This is a genomic window from Bathymodiolus platifrons methanotrophic gill symbiont, assembly GCF_002189065.1.
Lineage (GTDB): Bacteria > Pseudomonadota > Gammaproteobacteria > Methylococcales > Methylomonadaceae > Methyloprofundus.
The window spans coordinates 1-3344 of sequence record NZ_BDMN01000281.1 but is presented as its reverse complement, the minus strand read 5'-3'; the positions used below and the strand labels follow the sequence as shown (position 1 = coordinate 3344).

Below are 3344 nucleotides of genomic sequence, written 5' to 3'. Positions count from 1 at the left end.
AAATATACTTTTTTAAGGAACCGAGAAAACTTAACCAATAAACAAGAAGTTTCATTAGCTGAAATGATTGACCTATATCCTACGTTAGGGCAGGCATATCGATTGAAAGAGCTTTTTAATGACTTATGGTCAATGCCCGATAAAGTATCGGCTGAAGCCTTTCTAAAGCAGTGGTGTGAAGAAGTAGAAAAATCTAAAATCTCAGCATTTATGAAGTTTGTAAAGACCGTTCGGAGCCATTGGTCTGGCATTATTCATTTCGTTGAAACAAAGATTACAAATGGAATTCTTGAGGGAATTAATAGCAAGGTCCAACTGGCCAAACGACGAGCAAGAGGTTATCGCAATATTAATAATTTTATCAATATGATTTACTTTCTTTGTGGTAAGTTAAAATTCGACTACCCACTAGGATTCACATAGAGCCAAAATTTTTCAAAAAGCAAAGAATCTCAGTTTAAAACAATCACAAGCTACTGAGTTCTCCACTGTATTGATGGAAATGATGAATTTTTACTGGCAGGTGTTAAAGCTGTTAGTGAAAATTATCCTTTGTACGGATATTTAAAGGTAAGGCAGGAAGGCTATGATCAGGAAAAAATTGTCTATCATGGCCCTAATTCTGGACAGGCATGGGTTGATGCTAGAATTTTATCAGCCTTAAAGCTTAAATTGGGTGATCAATTAAGAGTGGGAGAGTTGGCTCTGGTAATTAGCCAGATTATCAGCTACGAGCCAGATAAACGCGGAGATTTGTATAGTTTATCACCCAGAGTGATGATTACAGCGGCGGATCTTGCTGCGACTAGAATATTACAACCAGGAAGTCATGTGCATCGATTTTTTCAGTTTGCTGGGTCGGAGGTTAGTATTTTAGATTTTAAGCACTGGTTAAAGCCTCAGCTAGGTGTATCACAACGACTGATGGATGTTTATCAGGATAGACCGAAATTAGGCTCTGCATTACAAAAAGCTGAACGATATTTAGGTTTATCCAGCATTGTTGTTATATTAATTTCCGGGGTTGCGATTGCAATGGCAACACGGCGATATAGTGAGCGACATTTTAATAGTACTGCTATTTTGCGCTGTCTAGGATATAAGCAAAACCAGGTGTTGCAATTATTTTTATGGCAATTTTTATTGATTGGTTTGATTGCTAGTAGTGTGGGTTGTGTATTAGGTTGGGCAACTCAGGAAGTTTTATTGTATACCCTACGTGAGTTACTGCCGGCCAAATTGGCAGATCCCAGTATACTTGCAGTTTTATTTGGCATGATTATGGGAATCGTAGTGTTATTCGGTTTTGCGCTACCTCCATTACTGCGCTTAAAACAGGTATCACCTTTGCGTATATTACGTCGTGACTTAGTTCCATTACCGAGTAGTGCCTGGCTGGTTTATGGGTTGGCTTTGAGTCTACTGTTTACCTTAATTAGCCAATATACAGAAGACTTGAAAATGACAGTCAGTATTATTGGCTCATCTGCTATCTGTTTATTATTTATAGCAGGGCTTGTTTATCTCATACTAGGAGCTAGCCGTTTTTTGTTAGCTTATGCTAATTTAACATGGCGTTCGCTGAAAATCAGGGAAACGTAGCCTAAGCGAAGTGATGATTTTTAGTCCGCGATAGCCGTAGGGTCGTTGTTTTGTCGGAGTCTGAGCGTTAGCGAAGGTGGAGACAAAATAAAAGGCCATCCGACACGGCGTCAAGTCATTTGGAGCCTATGTTCCGACCCCTTGTTGGGTCGGGACGAGGTGACGAGGACGAATCGGGGCCGCCGGAGGCATAAGTGGTCGCGTTAAGTTTTTGCTGCTTGCTTGGGCTGGGATGCCCAAAACAAGCTTTCGCTAAAATAGCGACTCCCCGATTGGTTTGCAGGGATTATCAAAAAACAGAGAGTCTAATAGTGTACAGATTTTAGCTTTTAGTATTACCATGTTGGCTATTATTTTGAGTTTTACAGTACGCTCAGATTTAATCAATGACTGGCAAAAGCAATTACCAGATGAAGCGCCAAATCATTTTGCGCTGAATGTTTTTGCAGATCAGAAAGATGAATTGGAACAGGTATTAAAACAGCAAGGAGTAAAAATCAGTCGTTTTTATCCAGTGGTCAGGGGGCGGCTGGTTGAAATTAATGCGACACCGGTACAACAAATCGTAACTAAAGAATCTCAAGGTGAACGTGCGATACATCGTGATCTTAGTTTAACCAGGTCTTGTTTCAGTAGAACAAAAACTGGCAAAAAGTCTTAAGCTAGCAGTGGGGGATATATTAACTTTCACGATTGGTAGTCAGCAAATAAAAGCACAGGTTGATAATATTAGAAAAGTCGATTGGGATACCATGAAGCCTAATTTCTATATGATGTTTTCACCAGGCAGTATCGATCAGTTTGCACATACATATATTACCAGTTTTTATTTATCAAATGATAATAAAGATATATTAAATCAATTACTTAAGAAATATCCTGCAATGACAGTATTAGATGTTGATTTACTATTACAGCAAATAAAACAAATTCTGACGCAGTTAACTGCTGCAATTAATTATTTATTGTATTTTGGCTTGATTGCAGGATTTCTGGTGCTATTTGCAGCAGTACAAACAACATTGGACAGTCGTATATATACAGGTGTATTAATGCGTACTTTAGGTGCAAAGCGGAGTTTTTTACAAAAAATACAGTGGATCGAGTTTAGTGCACTAGGGTTTATAGCAGGCTTATTAGCAGTTTTAATGGCGCAACTGGTTATTTTCTTTCTATATCATTGGGTACTAAAAATGGGCTTTAATATTAACCTGACTTTATGTTTGTTATTCCCAATCGCCTCTGCATTCTTTATAGGTTTAGCTGGTTTATGGGGAACACGTTCTGTCGTTAACCAGTCTTCAATGCAAGTGTTAAGAGAGTTATAAAATGTTAGACAAACGTAGTCATAGGGTAATCATTCACCTCCCCTTAGCCCCTCATTACGCCAATGGCATTCGCTTAAGCCATTACCCCCTTCGGTTAAGAGCCCGCACGAATGCAATCGCATGAGAAATCACTTTACCCATTTCAAATCTACATTAGGCCGTCGATTCACACCCCCGCCATTTGTTCACAGGCTTTTTGGATTTCCTAATATAGGATCGACCCGGTCTGAGCTTTTGATGATTTCGTGAAATAGAGCTGACAATGTCATCCATCACTTTTTTGATACAGCGTGCCGGAACAAACATGATATCTTCCAGATGCCTCGACATGGTTGCCAGGCTATTTTTAAAGTTTGCCTGTATTGTTTGTTTCGGATCCATTTCGTCTGGTTGCAGATTTAACAGACTATTTAA

Annotated in this window: 5 protein-coding genes; 4 read left to right on the top strand and 1 reads right to left on the bottom strand. The window is 39.1% G+C overall.

Annotated elements, in window-relative coordinates:
* The 4 genes from CDZ78_RS15115 to CDZ78_RS15105 all read left to right on the top strand — a co-directional run.
* On the top strand, positions 1-423 hold a 423-nt coding region (locus tag CDZ78_RS15115), incomplete at its 5' end, for a transposase (RefSeq protein ID WP_140414095.1).
* 129 nt (positions 424-552) lie between these two features.
* Positions 553-1602, top strand: coding sequence for an ABC transporter permease (locus tag CDZ78_RS15110; RefSeq protein ID WP_230991171.1), 1050 nt, complete (start codon positions 553-555; stop codon positions 1600-1602).
* A 355-nt stretch (positions 1603-1957) separates the two neighbouring features.
* Positions 1958-2263, top strand: a complete 306-nt coding sequence (locus tag CDZ78_RS22140; RefSeq protein ID WP_167374329.1) for a hypothetical protein — start codon at positions 1958-1960, stop codon at positions 2261-2263.
* 7 nt (positions 2264-2270) lie between these two features.
* Positions 2271-2930 (top strand): ABC transporter permease, encoded by a 660-nt coding sequence (locus CDZ78_RS15105; protein ID WP_167374328.1) that lies wholly within the window; start codon positions 2271-2273, stop codon positions 2928-2930.
* A 153-nt stretch (positions 2931-3083) separates the two neighbouring features.
* Here CDZ78_RS15105 and CDZ78_RS22135 read toward each other — a convergent pair.
* A partial coding sequence (locus CDZ78_RS22135; RefSeq protein ID WP_167374327.1) for a hypothetical protein occupies positions 3084-3344 on the bottom strand: 261 nt, incomplete at its 5' end.